This is a genomic window from uncultured Lutibacter sp. (assembly GCF_947493565.1).
Classification (GTDB): domain Bacteria; phylum Bacteroidota; class Bacteroidia; order Flavobacteriales; family Flavobacteriaceae; genus Lutibacter; species Lutibacter aestuarii.
Window position 1 is genome coordinate 103,769 of the sequence record NZ_CANLRG010000006.1, and the last position, 26,718, is coordinate 130,486.

A 26,718-nucleotide genomic window follows, 5' to 3' on the forward strand; every position below is an offset into this window, starting at 1 on the left:
TTTCAAAATGAAACAACTACTTTATTATTTACTTGTCTTTTTACTATCCTATTCCATAAAAGGTCAAACTTATAGAGCTATGACTTATAATATTCGATATGATAATGTAAATGATGGAGAAAATCAATGGTCAAAAAGAAAAGAATTTTTAAGTAACCAAATTAGCTTTTATCAACCAGATATATTAGGAATTCAAGAAGGGTTGTACCACCAAGTTGTGTATTTAAATCATGTGTTAAAGAACTATAGCTATATTGGAGTTGGTAGAGATGATGGAAAACAAAAAGGAGAATACAGTGCTATTTTTTATAACAATACCAAATTTAAAATAGTGAAAGAGGGAACTTTTTGGTTAAGTAAAACCCCAAACATTATTTCTGTTGGTTGGGATGCATCAATGGAACGAATTTGCACTTTTGGTTTATTTGAAAATCTACAAACAAAACAACAATTTTGGGTGTTTAATACACATTTTGATCATATTGGAAATGAAGCAAGATTTAAAAGCGCAGAATTGATACTTCAAAAAATTCAAGAATTTAATATTCAGAAACTCCCAGTTTTGCTGATGGGAGACTTCAATTTAAAACCAACAACAAAACCTATTGAATTAATTTCTACGGTATTAAATGACACAAAAAAAGCGAGTATTTTAAACCCATTTGGACCCGTAGGTACATTTAACGGATTTAAATTTGAGAAACCAGTTACAGATAGAATTGATTATATTTTTTCAAGTAAAAATAATATTAAGGTCATAAAATTTGCAGTGTTAAGTGATTCTAATAATTGCAAATATCCTTCAGATCACTTCCCCGTATTTATTGAATTTGAAACGGAATAGATAATTATCAAAAGAAAAAATTTTAAGTAAACGTCCAATAAAGTCTCAAAAGAATTTTATTAGTGCAGAAGTTGAAAAATAGTAAAAAAGTAACATAGGCTGTTAAAGATGAAGAAATAAGCTTGAATGTTTAAAAATTGCTTTTCCAAATACTTTAAAATACCACAATAGATTTTAAAATCATAAATGGTTGTCCAGATATGTTTGTTATAACAGCTAATGATACTATGTGATTGTGAGAATCTACAGCTCAAGTTTGACCGAAAATGCCTTTAATTTCAAAAGATTAAAAATTAAAAAGATTAATAAAAGGGTTAATTAATAGGCAGATAAAATGTAATCTGTTAGACCTAATGCAAACATATTTTATAAAAACAAAAACAAAGTATTACACTGAGATTTGGATAAAACACAAATGCTGTCAGGAATTCATGAACGTAAATGGAAAATAGATTCGCTTTGTGATGTAATAAGTGTGGCCAGTTATACAGACGGTTTTTAAAGCTTTGACAGTTATAAGTATACTGGATATTCTTCAGAGTTAGAACAAAGAGTTTTAATTCTGTAATTTTCAAAATTGAGTATATTAAATGGCGCTCTATCTAACCTTAATTACGGTAAATACAGTCAACAAAATAATGGTTTTCAAAATACTTTTTGCTATTTTTGTATTTTAAAACCCTAAATTGTTTGTGTTTTCTTTATTTATTTTTAATATTAAAGTAAACTTTTCTTAACAAGAAACTTCAATGTAAATTATAAAAAAATAAACCCTTAATCTAATTAGAATCGCCATTGGTCGAAATTATGTATGTAAAAATTATTAATTAATTACTTTTAGGCTATTATAAACTCAAATTAATTAATGAATGATACAAAAAGTACTAAAACTGTTTTTTGTGATTTGTATAGTAGGTTTTTCTAGTATTCAAGCACAAACAGTAACGGGAACTATTACAGATGCTACGGATGGGACTCCGCTTCCGGGTGTTAATGTAGTTATTAAAGGCACAACTACAGGTGTCTCATCAGATTTTGATGGTAAATATAGTATTGACGTTAAAAGCGACAATGCCATATTGCAATTTTCATTTTTAGGTTATGCTACTAAAGAAGTAACTGTTAATGGAAAAAGTATAATTAATGTAACATTAGAGCAAAGTGCTGAATCTCTTGATGAAGTAGTTGTAACAGCTTTAGGTATTAAAAGAGAGAAAAAATCTCTTGGTTATGCAGTACAAGAAGTTGATGGAGCTGCTATAACTCAATCAAGAGAATCAAACATTGCGAATGCAATAACTGGTAAAGTAGCTGGTGTTCAGGTTGTTAAGGGTAGTAATGGGCCTGCAAGTTCTTCTAAAATTGTATTAAGAGGGAATAGCTCATTAACAGGAGATAACCAACCATTAATTGTTGTGGATGGTATCCCAATGGATAACTTCACAGGAGCTGCGAATAATGATTTTTGGAATCCATCTCAAGATATGGGGAACGGTTTAGGAGATTTAAACCCTGAAAATATCGAAAGTATGTCTGTGCTAAAAGGAGCTTCTGCGGCTGCATTGTACGGGTCTAGAGCAGGTAATGGGGTAATTTTAATTACAACTAAAAAAGGTAAAGAAACTCCTGGTTTAGGAATTACTTATTCAACTTCTATAGGTTTTGAAACTTTAGGGTCAAGTCCAGAGTTACAAAATACTTTCGGACAAGGATCTAATGGAGTATATGATCAAATGGGAGGTTCAAGTTGGGGACCAAAAATTGAAGGACAACAAGTTGAAAATTGGAATGGAGAGCAAGTTACCTTAAAAGCGTATGATAATTTAAAAAATTATTCTAAAACTGGTATTAACCAAACTCATACAATTTCTTTCCAACAACAAGTGAGTGATAAAAGCTCATTATTTTCATCTGCAACCTATTTAAATGATGATAGTAAAATTCCTGGAGCAACTTTAGAAAGAGTTAATTTATTAACTAGATCGGTATCTACTTTTGGGAAAAATAATAAATGGACAACGGATGTTAAAGTTCAGTATATCAATGCGAAAGCAGAAAACCGTCCATTGAATGGTGTAAATGCTTCAAATGCATTTGCAACAATGTATTCATTACCAATAACTTTAGATATTACAGATTTTAAGGCAGGTACAAATGAGTTTGGAAAAATGTTTTGGTACGATCCTAATTCACAAGCTATAAACCCTTATTGGGCTTCAAAAAATAATTTAAGTATGGATTCAAGAGACCGTTTTATGTTAAACGGATCTTTAAAATACCAAATTGCAGATTGGTTAACTTCTGAAATTAAAGCTGGAGCTGATTTATATACTACAAATACAGAATCTAAGTTATATGCAGGAAGTCCGTTGTCTTCAACAGGTAGATATAGTTTAGGTAAAAATACCTTTATTGAAAAGAATTATAGTGCCTTATTAATTGGTCAAAAAGACGAATTATTTGGAAAGTTTGGTGGTGGATTTACTTTAGGAGGAAATTTAATGTCTAGAGAATCTAGTAGATTAAGTTCTAGTTCAGGTGAGCTAGAAGTACCAAACTTATTTTCATTAAACAATGGTAAAAATAAAGCAACGGTAAATCAAGGATTTAGTGAAAGAAGAATGAATTCATTATATGGAACTTTACAATTAAGTTATGATGGTTATGCTTTCTTAGATTTAACAGGTCGTAATGACTGGTCTTCAACATTAAGTAAAGAAAACAGATCATTCTTCTACCCATCAATAAGTACCTCATTGGTAGTTACAGAAATGATTAAGAAAAATGACGGAAATTTACCAGAATGGTTAAACTTTGGTAAAATTAGAGCTTCTTATGCAACTGTTGGTAACGATTTAGACCCTTACAAACTGTACAATTCTTATTCTATAGGTAAAGATCCATTTGGACATACAACTGCTACTAGTAATTCTACATTATTCAATTCAGATGTAAGGAGCGAGTTAATTAAATCATTAGAATTTGGTTTTGATGCTCGTATGTTTAGCAACCGTTTAACGATTGATTTTTCTTGGTATAAATCAAATGCAACAAATCAATTAGTTGCATTACCATTAGATCCTTTAAGTGGATATACAAGTGAAATTGTGAATGCTGGTGATATTCAAAATAAAGGATTTGAGTTAATGTTAAATGGAACTATAATTGACAACCCTGATGGATTTTCATGGGGTATGAATTTAAATTATTCAAAAAATGAGAATTCAATAATTGAATTAACTGAAGATGTTACTCAAAGACAACTTGGAGGATTTGATAATTTATCAATTGTAGCAGTAGCAGGTGGAGGATATGGTGAAATTTGGGGTACAAAATTCCAAAGAGTTGACGATGCAACAAGCCCACACAATGGAGCAATTATAGTTGATGCTCAAGGACTTCCAACTGCAACTACTGAACAATTTAAATTAGGAAACCAACAACCTGATGCTTTAATTGGATTCTCTAATAGTTTTGCTTACAAGAACCTTTCTTTCAGCTTTTTAATTGATGCTAGAATTGGAGGAGAAATCTTTTCAGGTACCAACAGAGCTCTACAAAGTTCTGGTAATGCAGCGGTAACTGTAGTAAATGGAGCAAGAGAAGACATAGTTTTTGATGGTGTTATTGATGATGGAAATGGTGGATATACTCAAAATACAGTAGGAGTTTCACCTCAAATATATTGGTCAGCATTAAATTCTAGAACTGGTAACTTAGGTATAGGTGAGCATAATATTTATGATGCTTCAAATGTAAGATTAAGAAATGTTGCTTTAAATTATAACTTGCCTAAAAAATGGTTAGAAAACACTGGAATTCAAAATGCTAAAGCTGGAATTTCTGCTAACAATGTATGGCTAATTTCAAGTCATTTAAATGGTGTAGATCCTGAGTCTGTTTATGCTACAGCAACAAATGCTGTTGGATTTGAGAATATGTCAGCTCCTACATCAAGTACCATATTTTTAAACTTGTCATTAAGTTTTTAATAAAAAAAATATATTATAATGAAAAAAATATTTAAAAAAATAGGTTTATTTCTTGGTTCTGCGAGTTTGATTGTATCATGTTCAGAATTTGAAGAAATAAATGTAAACCCTACTGCTGCAAGTAGTAGTCAAGTTCAAGTAGAATACTTTATTGATAATTCTATTGTAGGAGCACAACAAGATCCACATATTGCTGAAAGAGTGTTTGTATTGTATTGGACAGATGCAGGTAGAATGCAAGTTGTTGGTTCTTTATCAGAAGGTTACCATAGTGATGGATGGACAAGTGATTATTACAGATATATTTCAGGTTGGCTAAAAGATGCTAATAATGCAATTAAAGTTGCTGATGAACAAATTGAAGCGGGTACTTCAAAAGTATATACAGCAAACTTAAAACAAATTGCAAGAATTTGGAGAGCTTATTTAATGAGTGAAATGTCTGATAATTTTGGTCCAATACCAGTAGGAGGTTTTCAAGGTGTAAACCCTGACTATAACAGTGTTGAAGAAGTTTATACTTTTATTTTAGCAGAACTTAAAGAGGCTACAAATTCAATTGATGAAGGTGTAACTAATGATGGTTTAGCTAATTGGGATCCTGCTTATGGATACGATTATACAAAATGGGTTCAATACGGAAACTCTTTAAGAATGCGTTTAGCTATGCGTTTATCAGAAGTAGCACCAGCAAAAGCGCAAGCAGAGTTTGAAGATGCAGCTCGTGGGGGAGTTTATATTTCCACTTTAGATGATACATTCCAAGTTCAAGAAAATAATGGTTGGGATGCTATTACAGGTGTGATGACAAGACAATGGTGGGACCAATTCTTAACAGCAACTCAAAACAATCTAATGGTTGGATTAGGTGGTGTATCTTCTGCAGATCAAGTATCGGCTGACAAGCAAGGAAGTATTAAGCCAGCTAATTATATGGGGTTAAAATTTGAAGATCATTTTACTACATTAACAAATGATCCTTCAGCTGGATTCTGGTTTGATGGACTACACCATTCAATAGATCCTAGAGCATACGCATTGTATCCAATTCCTGGTGATTTTGATAACTCACAGTATAACAGATACCCTTCTTGGTCTCCAAGTTGGACCTCAACAACTAAAAGAAACTTAGTTATTGGAAACGCTGATAATTCAGAAAATGGTGAAACAAATGATATATCTATTGAAGCTACAAATACTTGGAATGCTCCAGTTGCTGGAGATTGGGCTGCAAAAGGATCTAACAATCAAGTAAGAAGCTGGGGAGGAAGTATTCCTCGTTTAGCTGATAAATACAGAAATGGAACTAATAAACGTGTATTTTTTGGCCCTTGGGAATCATATTTCTTAATTGCTGAAGCTGCTGTAAGAGGTTGGGATGTTCCATTAAGTGGTCAAGCTGCTTATGAAGAAGGAATTAGCCTTAGTTTTGAATACAATGGAGTTTCTTCATATATAGGAACTTACTTAGCTTCAGAAAATTATAACAGAGCTGGTACTTCAGTAAGTTGGACTCACACTGCAGAACCTTCTGCTACAGTAACAATGGATTATATTGATGGTTACACAGGTCAAGCAGGAACTTATGAGTTTAAATATCCTGAAAATACCATTTATAAAGGAGGAGCAGTTAAAAATGATTTATTAACAAAAATTATAACTCAAAAATTTATTGCTCAAACACCTTGGTTACCATTAGAAACTTGGAATGATCATAGAAGACTTGGATTACCATTCTTTGAGAACCCTGCTATTGAAAATTTAATTGATAATTTACCTGATTTAACTTTAGGAAATTATATGACAAATAGTGTTAAAGTATTCCCTCAAAGATTAAAATACCCTTCAGGATTAAACAATAGTTATCCTCAAGGTTATGAGCAAGCTATCAATCATTTAGGTGGATCAGATAATATATTTACTCCTTTATGGTGGGCAAAACATTAAAAATGATCTAGATTTTTGAATTAATATGAGTAAAAATCCCTATAATTTTATAGGGATTTTTTTATACTTAACTATAAGATAATAAGTAAATTAATTAATTGGTCTTTTGAAATAGGTTATTGGTCGAAATAATTATTTAGTCAATATATATTTACGTTCCTTTATCATGTCAAAAAGAATTATAAATTTTTATTTTATTAAATAAGTTTTCAGGTTTATTTAAAAATGCCAATGTTTATAATATTTGAATTAGTAATTGATTTTTTTTAAAAGAGAACTGCTTGTCCCAGTTCTCTTTTTTTGTTTTTACTTAAGTATCTAAAAATCTGTTATCTTTGGATAAAAGATGCTTATGAATTATGAAAACCACATTCGATCAATTAAATTTTGGGCTGAAGATGATAGACCAAGAGAAAAAATGCTTTTAAAAGGAAAAACTTCATTATCCGATGCCGAATTAATTGCAATTTTAATAGGCTCAGGAAATAAAAAAGAAAGTGCTGTAGCATTATCAAAAAGAATTTTAGGTTCTATAAATAATAACTTAAATACTTTAGGAAAACTTACAGTAAACGATTTAAAAAAATTTAATGGAATAGGAGAAGCAAAAGCAATATCAATTATCACAGCTTTAGAATTGGGTAGAAGAAGGAGGTTGGAAGAAGCTTTGGTGTTACCTAAAATAACTTCTAGTAAAAATGTATTTAATTTTATGCAACCTTTAATTGGTGAATTGAATCATGAGGAATTTTGGGTTGTTTATTTAAACAATTCAAATAAGGTTTTATTTAAAGAATTATTAAGTAAAGGAGGACTTACAGGTACGCTTGTAGATGTTAGGTTAGTTTTTAAAAAGGCAATAGAATTATTTGCAACTGCAATAATATTGTGTCATAACCATCCATCAGGAAAACTTAAGCCTAGTATGGCAGATAAATCAATTACAAATAAATTAAAGCTAGCCGGAGAAACGCTCGACATTAAAGTACTAGATCATTTAATAATAACAGAAAATGCGTATTTTAGCTTTGCCGATGAAAATTTAATATAAAGGCTTTAGAAAAGTTAGAACAATGCTTTTAGTTTATACACACAAAATTACTCCTAGACTTAACTATATTTTTAAACATTTTTTTGTTAGAGTATTACACATTCCTATTATGTTTACTACTAAAGTTGATGAATTTGTAGCTCATAACGGACCTAAAATCACGTATTCTAAAACGGCATTAGGTACCGAATTTTTTATAAGGAGTCATGATTTACTATTTGAACAAGGAATAAATGATATTGATATAAACGTTGCTAGTTGGGATGAGGTGCCATGTTTTTTCCAGGCTGGAGAAACTTCGAGTATTCCTTTCGATATCTTTGCAGCAAGTTTTTATTTAATTAGTAGGTATGAAGAGTATTTACCGCATGTAAAAGACATGCATGAAAGGTTTCCAGTAGAGGAGAGTATTGCTTATAAAAATGGCTTCTTAGAAAAACCAGTGATTGATATTTGGGCTTTAAAATTTTTAGAACAACTAAAAAATAAGTTCCCAAATTACGAGTATTCAAACAGAGAATTTAAACTCATTTCAACTATAGATGTAGATACAGCATTTGCCTACAAACACAAAGGAATTGTAAGAACTGTAGGTGGCTTTTTTAATGATTTTGTTCATTTTAGGTTTTTAAATATTTGGAATAGATTGCTAACATTATTAAATTTTAAAAAAGACCACTTTAATACTTTTCAAGAGCTTTTAAAAATTAAGACAGAGTATTCTGTAACAACACTTTTTTTCTTCTTAATAGGTGATTATACTACGTTTGATAAAAATATTTCTTCAGCAAATAGCAAATTTAAGTCGCTTATAAAATCTGTAGCAGATTATGCCAAAATTGGGTTACAACCATCATATTTTTCATTTAAAAATGTTGATAAATTAAAGAAAGAAAAATTACGTTTAGAAAATATTATAAACACCCCCATTAGGTTTTCACGTCAACATTTTTTAAGGCTTAGTATTCCTGAAACGTACCAACATTTAATTGATATTGATATAGAGGAAGATTATACCATGGGATATGCAAATGCTGTAGGTTTTAGAGCTAGTACATGTACCCCTTTTTATTTTTACGATTTAGATTTTGAAATTCAAACCCCCTTAAAAATATTTTCATTTGCCATAATGGATATTTCTTTAAAAGAAAATATGCAATTAACAAATGAAGAAAGCTTTGTAAAAATTCAGAAATTAAAACAAGAGGTTAAAAATGTGAATGGAACATTTATTTCATTATTTCACAATCAAACTTTAAGTGAAAATAGCAATTGGAAAGGATGGACTACAATTTATAAAAATATGGTAATTGATTAGGTACTCTAAATTTCTTTTAAAATTTCAAAAATTTATTTAAATTGAAATAGTTTTTTTAGTATAAATTATATACTATTTTTAACAAATGAATATTAAACATATTTTTTTCGATTTAGATCACACACTTTGGGATTTTGAAACCAATTCAGACATTGCTTTTGAAACTATATTTAAAAAGCATGAAGTGAACGTTAGTCTCAACAAATTTTTAAATTATTATAGAGGAATTAATGAGAATTATTGGAAGTTATATAGAGAAGAAAAAATAACAAAAGAAGAACTGAGATACGGTAGGTTAAAAGAAGCATTTACTAAAATTAAACATGAAGTTAAGGACGATTTAATCAATATGTTAGCGGTAGATTACATTGAAGTATTACCTAATAATAATCAGCTTTTTGAAGGTGCTTATGAAATTTTAGACCATTTAAAGCCTAACTATAATCTGCATATAATTACCAATGGTTTTAATGAAGTTCAATCTAAAAAGCTTGAAAATTCTGGATTACAGGGATATTTTGACAAAATAATTACTTCTGAAGATGCAGGCGTTAAAAAACCTAATCCAATAATTTTTAAATATGCTTTGGAACAGGCAAAAGCTTGTTCAACAGAATCTATTATGATTGGGGATAATTGGGAAGCGGATGTTATGGGAGCCATTAATACTGGAATTGATGCAATTTATTTTAATTATTATAAAAAAAGTGTAGCTGAAAATATAAAAAGCGTCAATAATTTATTAGAAATTAAACAATACCTTTAAAACAACTTAGATGAAAAAATTAATCTTTACAAGTGCCTTTTTTTTACTTTTTGGAGTTACTTTAGTTGCCCAAAAAAGTTTAAATTCTTACAAATATATATTAGTTCCTAAACAGTATGAGTTTCAAAAAACTGAAGATGCTTATCAAGTTAATTCACTAACTAAATTTTTATTTAATAAAGCTGGTTTTAATGTATTATTTAATGATGAACCCTATCCAGAAGATTTGGTTGATAATGTTTGTTTAGGACTTAAGGCTATTGTAAAAAACAATCCAAGTTTGTTAGCAACTAAAATGAAAATTGATTTAGTAGATTGTTACAATAATGTTGTATATTCTACCACAGAAGGTAAGTCAAAAATAAAAGAATATAAAAAGGCATATCATGATGCTATCAGAAAAACTTTTGCGGATATTGAAGCATTAGATTATAAGTATGAGTCTACAACTAAAATTGCTCCTAAAGCACTGGTTGAAAAGAATGTTATTACAAACAAAGCTGAAGTAATCAATAAAACTAAAGTAGTTCAAGATGTTTCAGAAAGTAAAAGTGTAAAGCAAAAATCAATTGATATAAAGAGCGATGAAATTAAAGCTAAGGTAAAAAGTGGTGATGTTAAGATTAAGAATAATGAACAGGTAAAAGTTAAAAAAGAAAGTTATTCAATAGAGGGAGTTTTTAATATTGATAGCTGGGGTAGAAGTACTATAACTAAGAAAAACGATAGCTATTCTGTAAAAGGTGGGGATGAAGATTTTGAATTTGCCACTATTTACCCAACATCTAAACCAACACTTTTTATTATAAAATGGGTTGCATATAAGCAACCTCAAATGGTTGAAATTGATAAAGATGGAAATTTGAATATTGATTCAGAAACAGGAGTTAAAAACTACAAAAGATTAGATTAATAGCCGTATTTGTCTTTCCATAAATTTTTTAAATAGTTTCTAAAGGCATTTTCTCTAGAGTTATTACCAGGTTCGTAAATTTTAGTGTTACTTATTTCTTCAGGTAAAAATTCTTGGTTTATAAAATTGTTCTCAAAACTATGTGCATATTTATAATCCTTCCCATAATTTAATTCTTTCATTAATTTTGTGGGTGCATTTCTTAAATGTAAAGGAACAGATAAATCACCTGTCTCTTTTACAATAGATTGAGCTTTTCCTATGGCTTCGTAACTGGCATTACTTTTGGGTGATGTTGCCAAGTATATTGCACATTGACTTAAAATAATTCTAGACTCTGGAAAACCTATTGTAGTAACTGCTTGAAAGGTGTTGTTTGCTAAAATTAATGCAGTGGGATTAGCATTCCCAATATCTTCACTCGCTAAAATTAACATTCTTCTTGCAATAAATTTAGCATCTTCTCCACCTTCAATCATTCTTGCTAGCCAATAAACCGCACCGTTTGGATCGCTACCTCTTATTGATTTAATGAATGCAGAAATAATGTCGTAATGTTGTTCTCCAGTTTTGTCATATAAAACTGTATTTTTTTGAATCTTTGAGAGTACTAAATCATTAGTAATTGTAATAGGCTCTTCTTCAGAATTGACTACCAGTTCAAAAATGTTTAATAATTTTCTTGCATCTCCTCCAGAAATTCTTAATAATGCTTCAGTCTCTTTAATTTCTATATTTTTAGAAGCAATAAAAGAGTCTTTTTTTAAGGCACGTTCTAATAAATTTTCTAAATCAACCTTACTAAACGAATTCAGAATATATACTTGACAACGAGAAAGCAACGCAGGAATTACTTCAAAACTTGGGTTTTCAGTAGTTGCTCCAATTAGTGTTACCCAGCCTTTTTCAACTGCACCCAAAAGTGAATCTTGTTGTGATTTACTAAATCTGTGGATCTCATCAATAAACAAAATAGGATTTTTTTCAGTAAAAAGCCCTCCACTTTGCTTGGCTTTGTTAATAACGTCACGAACATCTTTTACTCCAGAGCTGATAGCACTCAAAGTATAGAAAGGTCGCTTAGATTCTTTAGCAATGATGTTTGCAAGGGTTGTTTTTCCAATCCCAGGAGGTCCCCATAAAATTAACGATGGAATGATTCCTCGTTTTATGTGAAGTGTTAATGCACCTTTTTCACCTACTAAATGCTGTTGGCTAATATAGTCCGTTAAATTTTGAGGTCTTATACGTTCAGCTAAAGGTTCATTCATACTGTAAAAATACTAATAATTATAATTTTAAAGTGATTTAAGTTTAACATTTGTACTAGAAACAACTAAGATTTAAAATTATAAATATATTTTTTAACTATGATTCATAATTGTATTTTTGATTTATGTCAGAACATCAATTTAAATACAATTCTAGGGTTATTTCCATACCGTTAGTTGTTATTGTACTTATTTGGTTGGTATATATTTTTGAAATTAAGTTTGGTTATAATTTTAATAAATATGGTGTATACCCAAAGTCAATCAAAGGTTTAAGAGGAATTATTTTTGCACCATTTATTCATAGTAATATAAAACATTTAGCAAGTAACACTATTCCTTTGGCAGTAATGTTAGGGTGTCTGTATTATTTCTATTTTAAAGTAGCAAATAAAGTACTTATATTAGGAATGTTAATAAGTGGTTTTTTAACGTGGTTAATAGCAAGACCTTCGTATCATATTGGAGCCAGTGGAGTTATTTATCTATTGGTAAGTTTTATTTTTTTTAGTGGAATTTTTAGAAAATATTACAGGCTGATAGCAGTATCTTTAACAGTAGTTTTTTTATATGGAAGTATGGTTTGGTATATTTTCCCTGTAGAGGAAAGGATTTCTTGGGAAGGTCATTTATCAGGTTTTTTAACAGGCTTTGTTTTTGCATTCATATTCAAAAACATAGGACCAAAACCAGAAAAATATCAATTTACTAAAGATGAATCGTTTGACAGCTTATTTGATGAAGATGGAAATTACAATCCACCAATCGAAGAAATTGATGAAAATGCTTAAAAAGTAATTAATTAAAATTGCTTATTTTTTTAAGCGTTGCCTAGTGGCTTCGTACAAAAAAGCTCCACAAGCTACTGAAACATTTAAAGACTCAATTTCTCCTAGCAAAGGTAATTTGGCTTTATGTTCTACAATTTTCAAAATTGAAGGATTAATACCTCTATCTTCAGAACCCATTATAATTGCTGTAGGTTTCGTTAAATTTATATCATAAATTAAATGATCAGTTTTCTCGGTAGCAGCTACAATTTGTATATCTGCAGCTTGAAATTGAAAAATGGCATCTTTAATATGATCAACCTTACAAATAGGAATTTTAAAAGCAGCTCCAGCAGAGGTTTTAATAGTATCTGCACTTATGGGTGCGTTTCCTTGTTTTTGAATAACAATACCATTGACTCCTGTACACTCAGCGGTTCTAATAATAGCTCCAAAATTTCTTACATCGGATAATTGATCTAAAAGTAAAAATAAAGGAGTAGGAGTATGCTCTAAAGTTTGGTAAATTAAACTATCTAGTTCTACAAAATCAATTGGGGAAGTTTGTGCAATAACGCCTTGGTGATTACTGTTTTTTGATAATCTATTTAGTTTTTCAATAGGCACGTAACTTGTTGCTATGTTATTACTTTTTATTAGCGTGTTTAATTCTGAAAATAAAGAACCGCTTAACCCTTTTTGTAAATATATTTTACTAATAGTTTGACCAGCATTTATTGCTTCAATAATTGCTCTAATGCCAAATATTTTTGAAATTTCATTTTCCATGATGCAAATGTATGTAAAATAAAAAAACCACCGCTATAGCGGTGGTTTTATATTTTAAATAAATAAAATTATCTGTTGGCATTTACGCTTTCATCAATAAAATCATTTGAATCAATTTCATCTTGTGGGATCTTCAAGAAGAATTTTTTATCATCCGGAAGTAAATTTGCAGCTGAGCCAACTCTATGATTTCCAGTACGAGTTATACCTCTTCTATAACGCTTAGCATCAAACCATTCAACACCTATCTCAGCATATAATTCTTTTCTTCTTTCTACTAAAATTTCTTCTAATAAATCAGCGCCTGTATTTGTAGATTTAACAGCATTCATATCTCTGTTTGATTGAAGAGCCCATAATAAATCATGTGCTCCTTGAGGGTCACCATTGTAGTATTTTGCTTCAGCCTCAACTAAAATCATTTCAGCTGTTCTTATTATAGGGTGATCAGCATCAAAAGTAAAAGCAAATTTTGTAGTAATATTATGTCTATAGTCATTTTCAGGAACACCATAACCATTCTCAAACATATTTCTAACATCTGTTGGAGAAAATAGAGCTACAAAATCATTATTGAAAAATGTACCTTGGTATGATAAAACATAATGATCAGCATGTGAATGTGGAGCACCCCAATAATAATTTGATTGATCTGTACTTTGAGGGCTTCCCCATATCCATTCTACATTACCAAGATCATTAAATCCATTTTGATAACTAGCCGCATCTAATACACTACTAGGGTTTCCACCATAAGCAGCTCTAGCAGCAGTTTCAGCACCTGACCAATTACCAAGAACTTGATAAACTCTAGCCAAAATACCATTTGCAACAGCTTTATTTATGTAAGATTTTCCTAATCTTGTTTCAGGTAGATCAGCAACAGCTGTTGTTAAATCTGATAGAATAAGATCATACATTTCTTGTAGTGTTGTCATTGGTTTACCTTCTAAAGATAATTCTGTATAAATAGGAGGTGCTGGTAATGTTGGATCATAAGAATATGTGTGTTGAAACTCCATTGCTAGTTGAAAATAGAATAATGCTCTTAAAGCTTTACCTTGACCTATCAATTCTTTTTTGTCGATATCTGATAATTCACTAGCAGCTACACCATTAATAAGAGTATTTGTTTGATTAATTACATCGTAACAAAATTTCCAAGTAAAATTAGTTCTTCTGTAAGTAGGTTCTCTATTGTCATTAGCATAATCATATAGAAACCACGTTGCTCTTTGGATTATATCGTTTCCTTTTACGGAACGCGCATAATAAATAGAGTTTAATCCAGCAGAATCATTATCAGTATATTGAGATCTTAACAATCTCATCATGCCTGAAATAAATGCTTCAGCACCAGTTCTTGATCCAAAAATAACATCTGATGTTACCGCATCTGTTGGAGCAGGATCGTTTAAATAATCTTTACCACAGCTTACCACGAACATTGTGCTAAAGAATACAATTGATAATTTTATAAATGTTTTTTTCATGATTCTTTAATTTTTTTAAAATTCTAAATTTAATCCAAAAGACATAATTCTTTGATTGTATGATCTAGCATTAGTTGTACCAGAAATACTTTGCTCAGGATCTATACCTTTATGACTCGCAAAAGTTAACAAATTGTCTCCTTGGAAGAATACTCTTAACTTAGAAACCCCAATTTTACCTGTTATACTCTCAGGAATATTATAACCAAAGTTTAAAGCTTTTAATCTCACATAGTTGTTCTTAAATAAAAACCTTGTAGAAGTACTATTAAAATCATTATTTGATTGTAGGAGTAATGGAACATCAGTTACATCTCCAGGGTTTTGCCAACGATCAATTAAATCAGGCGAAGCAGATCTACCAGGACTCTCAAAACCAGACATTAAACCAGCATAAGTAGAATCATAGATATATGATCCAAAGCTAAAATTGAATAGTAAATTTAAATCAAAGTCACCTACTCTTACATAGTTTGTTAAACCACCAATCACGTCAGGTAATGAAGATTTTCCAACATAGTTTCTACTCGCATCAGCATATACCTCTGTAGTTGTTTGTTCTCCAGTAGGGTTTCCTTCAGTATCTAATACATCTTTGTACCACATAGCATATCCATTATCTGGGTTTACACCTGCATATTCACGAATATAAAATTCGTATAAAGATTTACCAACTTCCCATCTTTTTGTTCCATTAATAAAGCCATCTTGAGTAAGTTCTGTAACTTCGTTTTTGTCAAAAGAGAAATTTAAACTTGTAGTCCATTCAAAATTATCTTTTTGAATATTACGTGAATTTATAGAAAACTCCCATCCATAGTTTTTTACAGAACCAATATTAGTCTTGATACTTTCGTTTCCAGTAGAAGGAGCCAAAGGTTTATCATAAATTAAATCTACTGATTCTTTAGAGTAATAATCAATTCCTAAAGAAATTTTATCATCTAAAAATCTAATATCAGCACCAAAGTTTGAGGATGCAGTTTTTTCCCATTTTAGGAATGGGTCTGCTACACCACCTAATAATACACCAGTGTTGTCTAATTGATTCCAACCTGTATTAAATAATTGTTTATAAGGGAAATAACCAATACCTCTATTATTTCCTAATTCACCATATGAAGCTTTTAATTTTAAGAAGCTAATTACTTCATTATTTGCTAAAAATTCTTCATCAGAAACTACCCAAGATCCACCAACTGAGAAGAAATTACCCCAGCGTACTGACTCGTCAAATCTTGAAGAACCATCTGTTCTAAAAGTACCTTCTAAATAGTATTTATTTTGATAATTGTAAGCAACTCTTCCTAAAATACTCTCTAATCGTTCTTCAGTAAGGTATCCACTAACATTTTCAGGAGTAGTACTACCATTTAAAACTTTTACATTAGGTAAAAAGCCAACACCTTGTGCACCTAAAGCATCTATTTTTAATTTATTAGATTCGTGAATAGCATCAATGCTAAGGTTATGGTCACCAAATGATTTTGTATAATTTAACTGGTTTTGTAAAACAATGGTTGTTGTAATATCTCTATCTTGAGAAACTCTACCTCCTACGTTTGCAGCATAACCAAATTCATTGTGAACATAGTTATATCCATCATATAAATATCTTTCATAAGAAAGGTTAGTTTTAAATGATAATTCATCTGTAAATTGAATTTTGGCATACCCATTTGCTGTAAAATTATCACGATTATTTAAAACATCATAATTTGTTAAGGCCCCAACAGCATTTTCACCACTTAAAGCAGGTCTTGATCCATTTAAAGCTTGCACTAAATTATTACCATAATCAAAAATTGGCTTTCCAAAATTATCATATATTAAAGCTCCAGTTTCATCTCTTCTATATAAAGGATAAACAGATGGTACTGTAAAAATCCATTGAGTTGCACTTTGATATGAACTACCAGATTGTGTTGGGTAATTTTGTGTAGAAGTTGTATATGATGTATTAAAACCTATATTTAACCAATCTGTTAATTTACTATCAACATTTACCCTTGTTGAAATACGTTCAAATTCAGAAGTTTCAATAGACCCTTCTTGATTTAGGTAGTTAGCACCTACATAATAGGACGTATTAGCACTACCACCAGAAATTGATAAACTATGTTCATGTCTAATAGCTGCATCATTAAACAAATGTGAAGCCCAGTCTGTATCCCATAACTTATTTGTAGTCACTAAATTACCATTAGCATCAACAGGATTAGCAACACCATAAGGGTTATAGCCTAAAGCAGAAATTAAATCATTAGATGCATTTGTACCAGCTTGAGCAGCTGTTTGACCACTAACATATTGGTTTGAGTTTCTAATAGCTTCCCAAGTATACGTCATGTAAGTATCTGTATCTAATAAATCATGATAATCAACTGCTTGGTCAGCAAAACCTAGAGAAGATTTAATACTAATCTTTGTAGGTGAATCTATTCGACCTTTTTTAGTTGTAATTAAAATTACACCATTAGCACCTCTAGAACCATATAACGCCGTTGAAGAAGCATCTTTTAAAACATTTAAAGATTCAATTTGATCAGGACTAATAGTATTTAAGTTACCATTAAAAGCCGCACCATCAACTACAATTAACGGTTCTTGTTCAGCATTAATTGAACCAATACCACGAATTCTAATTGTAGCATTATCACCAGGTTGACCACCTGAACTGATAATATTTACACCTGGTACACTTCCTTGTAAAGCGCTAGTAACAGAAGTTACTTGTTGTTTTTCAATTACATCAGAATCAACAACAGTTACTGCACCAACAATTGACTTTTTAGTTTGTTGACCATAAGCAACTACAACTACTTCCTCAAGAAGGTTATTTGCTTCTAGTGTCACATTAATTGTATTGGCATTACCAACTGTTCTTTCAACAGTATTCATGCCTACATAGCTGAAGACGATTACATCTCCAACGCTAGCTTTTAAGGTAAACTTACCATCAAAATCAGTTTGAGTACCATTAGTTGTACCTTTAACAATAACATTTACTCCAGGTAAAGGACCTGTTTCATCCGAAACAGTACCTGAAATCGTTTTTTCTTGGGCAAAAGAAATTTGCACCATTAACGCTAATAGAAGCGTTAAAATTCCATTAAACTTTGTTTTCATTGTAAAATTGTTTGAATTAATTTTTGTCAAAAATCATAAATTATAATCATAATACCTAATTAATTGTTAAAATTAACATAAGAAAATGTTATTTTTTATGAGATATTATTTAGTAGATGTTAATTTTTAAAAAGGGTTGCGTTAAGTTTAACATAGAAATTAATCGGTAAAACTATTTTGTATAATATATACTTTAAACGTTGATTTTAAGACAAAAAAAACCTATGAGTGAAACTCATAGGTTTTTATAGTTTAAATTATTAAAAATTCTAGTTTCCTACACCAACAATGTCCCAAAAGACTCTTGAAGATTTTAAATCACCTCCCATTGCAGCGCTTGCAGCTTCATAATTTGCACCATTCACATCAGCATCATCATTTCCATAAATGTATCTTCTTGGAACTGGTTCTCCAGAGATAGCAGGTCTTGTCATCGTGTTTGGATAATCTAGCATTCTCCATGAACTCCACGCTTCAAATCCTCTTCCGTATAAAGCAATGTATTTTTGGTTACCTATCACTTCTTTCCAGCTTGATCCTGCTGTATTATATGCAACGCTTGTTTGTGCTATATAAGTATCAGCGTCTCCTTCTGATCCTCCCCAATAGATAATTGAAGCTTTTACACCTTCATTATAGTACATTTCAGCATCACCAGAAATTAAGTTTCTTTCAACCGCTTCAGCTAATAAAAATTGCACTTCATCGTAGCTCATTAAAATACCCTCTAAATCAGGGGTATGCCATAAGTCACCAATATGAGTATAATCTGTGTAAGAAGACCCAACGCCATAAGTAGCTCCAATATAAGGATCTTTATTATCTGCCATAAATACAGAAGCTCTAGGATCATTTAAAGGTGTAATGATATCTACAAAAGTATTTGCAAGTATAAAGTCATTACGTCCAGATTGAACTAAACTTGTCCATACTGGGTTAGTATTTGGTGGGCTTACTTCAAAAGGGAATGCAGCATTGTCACTTGAAGAAGTAAAGACACCTGCAGCAACAGCTTGGCTAGCTAGCTGTGAAGATCTTGAAGAATCAAAATCTGCAGTACGAACAGCCATTCTTAATTTTATAGAGTTTCCAAATTTTTTCCATTGTGAAATATCTCCATTATAAAGTAAATCAGCGGTACCAAATGAATCTCCAGAACTTAATTGAGAAAGTGCAGCATCTAAACGGGCAAATAAATCGGCATATATTGCTACATCATCATCATAGACAGGTAATAAATTATCTACTCCTTGTAAAGCTTCAGAATATGGAATATCACCATAAGTATCTACCAAAATATGCCAAACAAAAACTTGCATTATTTCTGCAACAGCTAACTGATTAGTTTTTGTAGTTGCATCAATAAATTGATCTTCATTTATGATTCTTTTTGCTTCATTAATGTCCATTAAAACATCTCTATATAAATATAGGAAAAAATTACCTCCAATATCTCTACCTGTAAGGTCGTAATTTACTTCGTCAGTATATTGAGTTTCTGTCCAATATTGAGCAAATAACTTAAAGATATTGTAGTTTACACTGGTGCTTGTCATTCTTAAAGCAAGGTCTCTTTGAGAGCTGGTTATTAAATACCCAGCAGGAACTTCACTTGGATTCTTATCATCCACGTTCCATCCTTCAAAATCCTCACATGAAGAAAATGTGATGCCTATAAGAAAGGCTATTATAAATATTTTTTTCATTTTTTCTATTTTTAAAATTCTAATTTAACACTAAATCCATAATCTTTAGTAGATGGATATGCACCTGACTGATAACCTTGAACATTACCAGAGCTTAAACCAGCTTCAGGATCTCCATAAGGTAAAGATTTGTCAATAATCCATAAGTTTCTCCCAATTGCAGTAAATGTTAAATTTTGGATAAAACTATTGCTTAGGTATTTTTTAGGAAGAGTGTAAGCTAATGATACTTCTCTTAGCTTTACAAATCCAGCATCATATACATGTTGAGCATTTACAGCTTTTGACCATCCAAGTGCATGTGCATAATAGTCCATTCTAGCTCTTGTTGTATTAGGACTACCATCAGCATTAACACCATCTAATAAGATTCCTCCTCCTTCTGATATAGGAAGACGCATAGGGTTTCCTAATTCGTTATTTCCAGCAGTTTCAGGATATAAACCTGTACCCATACCATACCAAGTATCTAATGAAAATACATGACCTCCTTTTTGCATATCAATTAAGAAACTAAAAGAGAAGTCTTTATATTTAAAGCTGTTACTAATACCACCTTTCCAGTCTGCTTGGAAAGATCCTAAGTCTTCATTAGGACCAGATTTTACATATGCTCCGTTATCTCCAACAATTTTTCCTCCATTTTCATGGAAAACATAATTTGTACCTTTAATCATACCATAAGGTTCACCTACAGTTGCATTTATTGACACACCTCCTTGTAAAGATGCTAATTGAAGATTGTCAAGTCCAGAAGCTAAAGAAAGTACTTCACTCTTATTTTTACCCCAATTTACATTTACTCTCCATTCGAAATTGTTGTTTTTAATTGGAGAACCTGATAATGCTAATTCGATACCTTTATTTTGAATTTCACCAGCATTTAACCATTGTCCTGTATAACCAATAGCAGGTGTTACAGAAACAGGGGTTAATAAATCAGTAGATTTTTTATCATAAAAAGATACATCAAATCCTAATCTATTGTTTGCAAATTTCATCTCTAAACCTATCTCCGCTTCATTTGATTCCTCATTAGTTAAATTAGAGTTGTTGTTTGTTGAAGGTAAAGATGCAGATGCGTTTCCTCCTACAGGAGTGTTTAAATCGTAAGTGTTATATACTGATAAAGCTTGTGCAGCATTACCGGTCTTAGCATAACCTACTCTTAATTTACCAAAAGATATAAAATTAGCATTTAATAATTTAGAAAATACTAAACTACCTGATATTCCATAGTAATCATATTCGTTATCATTTTGAGGTAAAGTGGATGCAATATCTCTTCTGTATGAACCTTCAACAAATAATAAACTTTTATAACCTAAAGAAAGGTTTACATAATATCCATCTACACCTTTTAAGAACTCTCTTTGAGTTGGTGCTAAAATAGCATTTGCGGAGTTACTCAAAGAGTATAAACCATCAACATTGATTCCTCCATTAGTAGAAGCAAATAAAGTTGAGTATTTTTGTCTCATTATGTTTGTTCCTATTACAGCTGCTAAATTAATATCTTCATTAAGATCTTTATTAATGTTAAACATAAAGTCATAATTATTTTCTGTAAATGACTCATTAAAGATACTGTAATTTGAAACTGCAGTACTGTTGTTATTAATACGTTCTTCTTGATTTCCTGCATAAGTATCTAAAGAAGCTCTTGCTAATATAGATAACCAATCATTTATCTCGTAATTTAATGAAACATTTCCGAAGACACGATTTCTTAAATCTGTTTCATAATTTTCATATCTCATAAAATATACGTTGTCATGATAAATAGCGTGTAAATCATGATTGATATAAGAAGTATTCCAAGTGATGTTATCTCGTGTTGCAAAATAAGCTTCTTTTTGTTGTTGAACATCAACATTTGTTTGCCACCATTGTTTGGCTGTTTGCATAAAGTTTTGGGAGTCGTATCCAGTTCCATAGCGTCCTTTACCTTTAGTTTTAACATAAGTAACTTTGGCATTAGCTGTTAATTTATCAGTTAATTTATAGCTAGCTCCAAAATCAACATTGTCTCTTTTGATTTCACTATTAGGCATAATACCGGTCTGGTTCAGTTTTGTATAAGCAAGTCTAAATGTTCCTTTTTCATTTGAACCATCAAGTGCAACACTATTAAAAATAGAAGCACCAGTTTCAAAAACTGAAGCTGGACCATTTTTACCTGCAACCCAAGGAGAAGCTTGTCCATAGGTGTCTAACTGAGGATACCATGAATCCCATTGATAAACCATTAAGTTGGGATCAAAAGGAACTGTTCCAAATGAACCATCCCAATCTGAAAGTGTGTATGCTTCGTCTATTCCATCGTTATTTTGATCTTCATAGTAAAAGCCTCCAGGATGGAATCCATCATAATAACCTGCACCATATTGGTCTTGGTATTTAGCGAATGTGTCTTCATTAAATTTGTTGAATGTTACGGAAGAATTTATAGTAACACCAATCCCTTTCTGAGTTGCTCCTTTCTTAGTCGTTATTACTACTACACCATTAGCTGCTCTTGATCCGTAAAGCGCTGTTGCTGCTCCACCTTTTAAGATGTTTATAGATTCAATATCATCAGGATTTACATCTTGGGCAGCATTTCCGTAGTCATAACCAGCTCTACCAGTTGTTTGATCTGAACTGTTGTTGTTTAAGTTACTTATTGGTACACCATCAATAACAAAAAGTGCTTGGTTAGATCCATAAAGTGATGAATAACCACGAATAACAACGTTGGTTGATCCTCCCATAGTTCCACTACTTTTAACATCAATACCTGCTATTTTACCAGATAAGGAGTTAACGAAGTTAGGGTCTTTAACCGTATTAACGGCATCACCTTTAACTTCTTGAGTAGAATAACCTAAACTTTGTTTTTCACGTTTAATACCTAAAGCTGTAACAACAACTTCTTCTAGAGCTTCCGCACTTTCAGTAAGAGTAACGTTAATTACATTTGAATCTCCAATGGTTCTTTCAACTGTTTGCATACCAATATAGCTAAACTGTAATACAGAGCCAACTGCTGCTTTAATTGAATAATTACCATCAAAATCTGTTTGGGTACCTACTGTGGCACCTTTAACTAGAACTGTTACACCAGGTAGAGGTCCGCTTGCATCGGAAACTTTACCAGTAACAGTTTTTTCTTGTGCAAATGAAATTTGCACCATAAACGCTAAAATAAGCGTTAAAAAACCATTAAACTTTGTTTTCATTATATAATTATTTGAATTAATTGTTTCAAAAATCTTAATTATTTGTTAATAAAACAAACTTTTTCGTGTTAAACTCTTAAAATATGTTAAAAAAAGTTAAAAACATTACTTTTTATTAACATAAAGAGTGCAATAAATTCACGACTTAAGAATTATTAAAAATGTAATTCTATTGATAATATGCTGCTTTTTATTCTATAAAATTTGAACCAGCTTTTGAATTTTAAAAATCATTAATTTTAGTAAAATGATTTTTTCATAATTTGAAATTAATACTGTTTAGTTGTTAACTCTTATGAATATTTTTGTAGATGATTTGAGCTATTTACAATAAAAGGAAAGCTGCATTTTGATTAATAACATATATATGGTATAGAGGGAAGCTTTTTTGAGTTTGAATTTAAACTCAAAAAAATAAATATCTACGTATTTGATTAACAAGAAATTATTTGTACATTTGCAAACTCTTTGAAAAGAGCTAATAAATATAAAAGTAAAAACAATAACAAAATTCTAGTATGCCAACAATTTCGCAATTAGTACGAAAAGGAAGAACCAAAATAACTAAGAAGAGTAAATCGGCTGCTTTAAATTCATGTCCTCAACGTAGAGGGGTATGTACACGTGTTTATACTACAACACCAAAAAAACCTAATTCAGCAATGCGTAAAGTTGCAAGGGTAAGGTTAACAAATGGTAACGAGGTAAATGCATACATTCCTGGGGAAGGACATAATTTACAAGAGCACTCGATAGTATTAGTTAGAGGTGGAAGGGTTAAAGATTTACCAGGAGTTAGGTATCATATTGTTCGTGGAGCATTAGATACTGCTGGTGTTGATGGAAGAACTCAACGTCGCTCTAAATATGGTACAAAAGCACCTAAAAAGTAATTTTAAAAAACTTTAATGTAAAGACATGAGAAAAAGAAGAGCGAAAAAAAGAGTTCTTTTACCAGATCCAAAGTTTAACGATCAATTAGTAACACGTTTTGTAAATAACTTAATGTGGGATGGTAAAAAATCTGTAGCTTTTAAAGTATTCTATGATGCATTAGACATTGTAGAACAAAAAAAACAAGATGAAGAAAAATCAGCGTTAGAGATCTGGAAAGATGCATTAAGTAATGTTATGCCACAAGTTGAGGTTCGTAGCCGAAGAGTTGGGGGTGCTACTTTTCAAATTCCATCGCAAATTAGACCTGACCGAAAGGTATCTATTGCAATTAAATGGTTGATTTCTTATTCAAGAAAGCGTAATGAAAAATCAATGGCTCAGCGTTTAGCTGCAGAAGTTTTAGCCGCTGCTAAAGAAGAAGGAGCTGCTGTTAAGAAAAGAATTGATGTTCATAAAATGGCTGATGCTAATAAAGCATTCTCTCACCTAAGATTTTAATAAGTAGTTAGAAAATGGCAAGAGATTTAAAATATACAAGAAATATAGGGATAGCTGCTCATATTGATGCAGGTAAAACTACATGTACAGAGCGTATTCTTTATTATACGGGTGTTTCACATAAATTAGGAGAGGTACATGATGGTGCTGCAACTATGGATTGGATGGAACAAGAACAAGAAAGAGGTATTACAATTACATCAGCAGCTACACATTGTGAATGGTTGTATAGAGATCAAAAATATGCAGTGAATATCATTGACACTCCAGGTCACGTTGACTTTACAGTGGAGGTGGAGCGTTCACTTCGTGTTTTAGATGGTGTTGTTGCTTTATTTAGTGCGGTTGATGGTGTTGAACCTCAATCAGAAACTGTTTGGAGACAAGCTGATAAATATAAAGTTCCTCGTTTAGGATTTGTAAATAAAATGGATCGCCAAGGAGCTGATTTCTTTAATGTGTGTAAACAAGTTAGAGAAATGTTAGGTGGTAACCCTGTTCCATTACAAGTTCCTATTGGAGATGAGATAGATTTTAAAGGAGTTGTAGATTTAATTTCTAAGAAAGCAATTGTTTGGAATGAACATGATATGGGGATGACTTATGAAGAAATCGAAATCCCTGAAGAATTAGCTGATGATGTAGAAATGTATAGAGCTCAGTTAGTTGAAGCCGTTGCAGAATACGATGAAGAATTGTTAGAAAAATTCTTTGAAGACGAAGATTCAATTTCTGAAGACGAAATAATTGCTGCCTTACGCGCTGCAACTTGTGATATGTCTATTATTCCAATGATGTGTGGTTCTGCCTTTAAAAATAAAGGAGTTCAAGCAATGTTAGATGCAGTTATGAGATTTTTACCTTCTCCTTTAGATGTTGAAGCTATTGAAGGTGTAAAACCAAATACTGATGAACCTGCATTTAGAAAACCAAGTGTAAAAGAACCTTTTTCTGCATTAGCATTTAAAATTGCTACAGATCCATTTGTTGGGCGTTTAGCTTTCTTCCGTGCCTATTCTGGTGCTTTAGATGCTGGCTCATACGTGTTAAATACTCGTTCAGGAAAAAAAGAGCGTATTTCACGTATTTATCAAATGCATGCGAATAAACAAGAACCAATAACAAGAATTGAAGCAGGAGATATTGGTGCTGCTGTAGGATTTAAAGATTTAAAAACTGGAGATACAATTTGTGATGAAAAGCACCCAATTGTACTAGAGTCTATGTCTTTCCCAGAACCTGTAATTGGTATTGCAGTTGAGCCTAAAACTAAAGCTGATGTTGATAAATTAGGAATGGCTTTAGGTAAATTAGCGGAGGAAGATCCTACTTTCCAAGTAAAAACTGATGAAGCTTCGGGACAAACAATTATTTCAGGAATGGGTGAACTTCACTTAGAAATTATTGTTGATCGTTTAAAACGTGAGTTTAAGGTAGAAGTAAATGAAGGACAACCTCAGGTAGAATATAAAGAAGCTATTACAGCTAAAGCTGATCACCGTGAAGTGTATAAAAAACAATCAGGTGGACGTGGTAAATTTGCTGATATCAAATTTATTATGGAGCCAGTTGAAGACACTACTAAAGCTGGGTTAGTTTTTGTTAATGAAATTAAAGGTGGTAATGTACCTAAAGAATATATTCCTTCTGTTGAAAAAGGTTTCAAAGAAGCTATGAAAAACGGTCCTTTAGCTGGATACGAAATGGATAGCATGAAAATAACCTTATATGATGGATCTTTCCACGCAGTAGATTCTGATCAATTATCTTTCGAATTAGCAGCTAAAATGGGTTATAAAGCAGCTTCAAAAGCAGCTAAAGCTGTAATTTTAGAGCCAATTATGAAGTTAGAAGTTGTTACTCCAGAAGAAAATATGGGTGACGTTGTTGGAGATTTAAATAGAAGAAGAGGTCAAGTAAACTCAATGAGTGATAGATCTGGAGCTAAAGTTGTAAAAGCAAATGTTCCATTATCTGAAATGTTTGGCTATGTAACTACTTTAAGAACATTATCTTCAGGTAGAGCTACATCTTCAATGGAATTTTCACATTACGATCAATGTCCATCAAATATTGCTGAAGAAGTAATAGCTAAAGCAAAAGGTTAATCTCT

17 protein-coding genes are annotated in these 26,718 nt (G+C 31.2%); 11 read left to right on the forward strand and 6 right to left on the reverse strand.

Going from position 1 to position 26,718, the window contains the following annotated elements; translation table 11 throughout:
* Window positions 1–7 precede the first annotated feature (7 nt).
* The 7 genes from Q0714_RS08925 (at window position 8) to Q0714_RS08955 (ending at window position 10,831) form a co-directional block, all read left to right on the forward strand.
* Window positions 8–844 carry an endonuclease/exonuclease/phosphatase family protein gene (locus Q0714_RS08925; RefSeq protein WP_298264340.1) on the forward strand — a complete coding sequence of 279 codons (837 nt, stop codon included), beginning with the start codon at window positions 8–10 and terminating at the stop codon, window positions 842–844.
* 869 nt (window positions 845–1,713) lie between these two features.
* Entirely contained in the window at window positions 1,714–4,836 is a 3,123-nt protein-coding gene (locus Q0714_RS08930) for a SusC/RagA family TonB-linked outer membrane protein (RefSeq protein WP_298264341.1), read from the forward strand.
* Window positions 4,837–4,854: 18 nt separating this feature from the next.
* Complete coding sequence (locus Q0714_RS08935) at window positions 4,855–6,783, forward strand: SusD/RagB family nutrient-binding outer membrane lipoprotein (RefSeq protein ID WP_298264342.1); 1,929 nt, start codon at window positions 4,855–4,857, stop codon at window positions 6,781–6,783.
* A 352-nt stretch (window positions 6,784–7,135) separates the two neighbouring features.
* Window positions 7,136–7,834 (forward strand): DNA repair protein RadC, encoded by a 699-nt coding sequence (gene radC / locus Q0714_RS08940; protein WP_298264344.1) that lies wholly within the window; start codon window positions 7,136–7,138, stop codon window positions 7,832–7,834.
* A gap of 109 nt (window positions 7,835–7,943) precedes the next feature.
* Window positions 7,944–9,152 carry a polysaccharide deacetylase family protein gene (locus Q0714_RS08945; RefSeq protein WP_363317271.1) on the forward strand — a complete coding sequence of 403 codons (1,209 nt, stop codon included), beginning with the start codon at window positions 7,944–7,946 and terminating at the stop codon, window positions 9,150–9,152.
* An 85-nt stretch (window positions 9,153–9,237) separates the two neighbouring features.
* Window positions 9,238–9,918 carry a YjjG family noncanonical pyrimidine nucleotidase gene (locus Q0714_RS08950; protein ID WP_298264347.1) on the forward strand — a complete coding sequence of 227 codons (681 nt, stop codon included), beginning with the start codon at window positions 9,238–9,240 and terminating at the stop codon, window positions 9,916–9,918.
* A gap of 10 nt (window positions 9,919–9,928) precedes the next feature.
* Window positions 9,929–10,831: a hypothetical protein gene (locus Q0714_RS08955; RefSeq protein WP_298264348.1), complete on the forward strand. Its 903-nt coding sequence runs from the start codon at window positions 9,929–9,931 to the stop codon at window positions 10,829–10,831.
* Here Q0714_RS08955 and Q0714_RS08960 read toward each other — a convergent pair.
* Window positions 10,828–12,102 (reverse strand): replication-associated recombination protein A, encoded by a 1,275-nt coding sequence (locus tag Q0714_RS08960; RefSeq protein WP_298264350.1) that lies wholly within the window; start codon window positions 12,100–12,102, stop codon window positions 10,828–10,830. The genes Q0714_RS08955 and Q0714_RS08960 overlap by 4 nt on opposite strands.
* Before the next feature lie 125 nt (window positions 12,103–12,227).
* Here Q0714_RS08960 and Q0714_RS08965 point away from each other — a divergent pair, with 125 nt between their 5' ends.
* The gene (locus Q0714_RS08965; protein WP_298264352.1) at window positions 12,228–12,893 is read left to right on the forward strand and encodes a rhomboid family intramembrane serine protease; all 666 of its coding nucleotides are present in this window, start codon (window positions 12,228–12,230) and stop codon (window positions 12,891–12,893) included.
* Between the two features lie 21 nt (window positions 12,894–12,914).
* Here the strand turns inward: Q0714_RS08965 and rlmB are convergent, their stop codons facing one another.
* From rlmB to Q0714_RS08990, 5 genes are all read right to left on the reverse strand, one after another.
* Complete coding sequence (rlmB, locus tag Q0714_RS08970; RefSeq protein WP_298264354.1) at window positions 12,915–13,661, reverse strand: 23S rRNA (guanosine(2251)-2'-O)-methyltransferase RlmB; 747 nt, start codon at window positions 13,659–13,661, stop codon at window positions 12,915–12,917.
* 68 nt (window positions 13,662–13,729) lie between these two features.
* Complete coding sequence (locus tag Q0714_RS08975) at window positions 13,730–15,154, reverse strand: RagB/SusD family nutrient uptake outer membrane protein (protein WP_298264355.1); 1,425 nt, start codon at window positions 15,152–15,154, stop codon at window positions 13,730–13,732.
* A 15-nt stretch (window positions 15,155–15,169) separates the two neighbouring features.
* Window positions 15,170–18,283: a TonB-dependent receptor gene (locus Q0714_RS08980; protein WP_298264357.1), complete on the reverse strand. Its 3,114-nt coding sequence runs from the start codon at window positions 18,281–18,283 to the stop codon at window positions 15,170–15,172.
* Window positions 18,284–18,552: 269 nt separating this feature from the next.
* Complete coding sequence (locus tag Q0714_RS08985; RefSeq protein ID WP_298264358.1) at window positions 18,553–19,989, reverse strand: SusD/RagB family nutrient-binding outer membrane lipoprotein; 1,437 nt, start codon at window positions 19,987–19,989, stop codon at window positions 18,553–18,555.
* A gap of 11 nt (window positions 19,990–20,000) precedes the next feature.
* Entirely contained in the window at window positions 20,001–23,210 is a 3,210-nt protein-coding gene (locus Q0714_RS08990; protein ID WP_298264359.1) for a SusC/RagA family TonB-linked outer membrane protein, read from the reverse strand.
* Window positions 23,211–23,728: 518 nt separating this feature from the next.
* Here Q0714_RS08990 and rpsL point away from each other — a divergent pair.
* From rpsL to fusA, 3 genes are read left to right on the forward strand one after another with little or no spacing between them, the layout of a single operon-like run.
* A complete protein-coding gene (gene rpsL / locus Q0714_RS08995) occupies window positions 23,729–24,103 on the forward strand; it encodes a 30S ribosomal protein S12 (RefSeq protein ID WP_068206887.1) in 375 nt (124 codons plus the stop codon).
* A gap of 25 nt (window positions 24,104–24,128) precedes the next feature.
* Entirely contained in the window at window positions 24,129–24,605 is a 477-nt protein-coding gene (gene rpsG / locus Q0714_RS09000) for a 30S ribosomal protein S7 (RefSeq protein ID WP_298264364.1), read from the forward strand.
* 14 nt (window positions 24,606–24,619) lie between these two features.
* Window positions 24,620–26,713: an elongation factor G gene (gene fusA / locus Q0714_RS09005; RefSeq protein WP_298264366.1), complete on the forward strand. Its 2,094-nt coding sequence runs from the start codon at window positions 24,620–24,622 to the stop codon at window positions 26,711–26,713.
* The last annotated feature ends 5 nt before the right edge of the window (window positions 26,714–26,718 follow it).

What these genes read in the sequence shown, in the direction of transcription:
- Q0714_RS08980 (WP_298264357.1), bottom strand. Translation starts at nt 18,283, where the DNA reads ATGAAAACAAAGTTTAATGGAATTTTAACGCTTCTATTAGCGTTAATG.
- rlmB (WP_298264354.1), bottom strand. Translation starts at nt 13,661, where the DNA reads ATGGAAAATGAAATTTCAAAAATATTTGGCATTAGAGCAATTATTGAA.
- Q0714_RS08955 (WP_298264348.1), top strand. Translation starts at nt 9,929, where the DNA reads ATGAAAAAATTAATCTTTACAAGTGCCTTTTTTTTACTTTTTGGAGTT.
- Q0714_RS08965 (WP_298264352.1), top strand. Translation starts at nt 12,228, where the DNA reads ATGTCAGAACATCAATTTAAATACAATTCTAGGGTTATTTCCATACCG.
- Q0714_RS08960 (WP_298264350.1), bottom strand. Translation starts at nt 12,102, where the DNA reads ATGAATGAACCTTTAGCTGAACGTATAAGACCTCAAAATTTAACGGAC.
- rpsG (WP_298264364.1), top strand. Translation starts at nt 24,129, where the DNA reads ATGAGAAAAAGAAGAGCGAAAAAAAGAGTTCTTTTACCAGATCCAAAG.
- radC (WP_298264344.1), top strand. Translation starts at nt 7,136, where the DNA reads ATGAATTATGAAAACCACATTCGATCAATTAAATTTTGGGCTGAAGAT.
- Q0714_RS08935 (WP_298264342.1), top strand. Translation starts at nt 4,855, where the DNA reads ATGAAAAAAATATTTAAAAAAATAGGTTTATTTCTTGGTTCTGCGAGT.
- Q0714_RS08945 (WP_363317271.1), top strand. Translation starts at nt 7,944, where the DNA reads ATGTTTACTACTAAAGTTGATGAATTTGTAGCTCATAACGGACCTAAA.
- fusA (WP_298264366.1), top strand. Translation starts at nt 24,620, where the DNA reads ATGGCAAGAGATTTAAAATATACAAGAAATATAGGGATAGCTGCTCAT.
- Q0714_RS08985 (WP_298264358.1), bottom strand. Translation starts at nt 19,989, where the DNA reads ATGAAAAAAATATTTATAATAGCCTTTCTTATAGGCATCACATTTTCT.
- rpsL (WP_068206887.1), top strand. Translation starts at nt 23,729, where the DNA reads ATGCCAACAATTTCGCAATTAGTACGAAAAGGAAGAACCAAAATAACT.
- Q0714_RS08925 (WP_298264340.1), top strand. Translation starts at nt 8, where the DNA reads ATGAAACAACTACTTTATTATTTACTTGTCTTTTTACTATCCTATTCC.
- Q0714_RS08975 (WP_298264355.1), bottom strand. Translation starts at nt 15,154, where the DNA reads ATGAAAAAAACATTTATAAAATTATCAATTGTATTCTTTAGCACAATG.
- Q0714_RS08930 (WP_298264341.1), top strand. Translation starts at nt 1,714, where the DNA reads ATGATACAAAAAGTACTAAAACTGTTTTTTGTGATTTGTATAGTAGGT.
- Q0714_RS08990 (WP_298264359.1), bottom strand. Translation starts at nt 23,210, where the DNA reads ATGAAAACAAAGTTTAATGGTTTTTTAACGCTTATTTTAGCGTTTATG.
- Q0714_RS08950 (WP_298264347.1), top strand. Translation starts at nt 9,238, where the DNA reads ATGAATATTAAACATATTTTTTTCGATTTAGATCACACACTTTGGGAT.